We start from the raw sequence: 243 nt of genomic DNA, 5'->3' as shown, positions 1-243 counted from the left end.
ACGGGTCAGCCGAAGGGCGTTATGATCGAGCATCACTCTGTCGTTAACCGGCTGCACTGGATGCAAAAGGCGTATCCGCTGGCGGATAGAGACGTGCTGCTGCAAAAAACGCCGATAACGTTCGATGTGTCTGTATGGGAGTTGTTCTGGTGGGCGATTGCAGGCAAGCAGCTGCATTTACTCCCTCCGCAAGGGGAAAAGGACCCGCGGACGATTGCCGAAACGATTGCGCAAGGTCAAGTA

At 55.1% G+C, this 243-nt stretch carries 1 protein-coding gene; it reads left to right on the top strand.

Annotated features, from left to right (window positions below; translation table 11 throughout):
* Positions 1 to 243, top strand: a 243-nt coding sequence (locus IEX98_RS29335; protein ID WP_229692448.1) for an AMP-binding protein, incomplete at both ends; no start/stop codon positions are given.

It is taken from the genome of Paenibacillus radicis (ex Gao et al. 2016) (assembly GCF_014641555.1).
Taxonomy (GTDB): domain Bacteria; phylum Bacillota; class Bacilli; order Paenibacillales; family Paenibacillaceae; genus Pristimantibacillus; species Pristimantibacillus radicis.
Note: the sequence above shows the minus strand (reverse complement) of the source record. Positions and strands in the feature narration are given on the sequence as shown.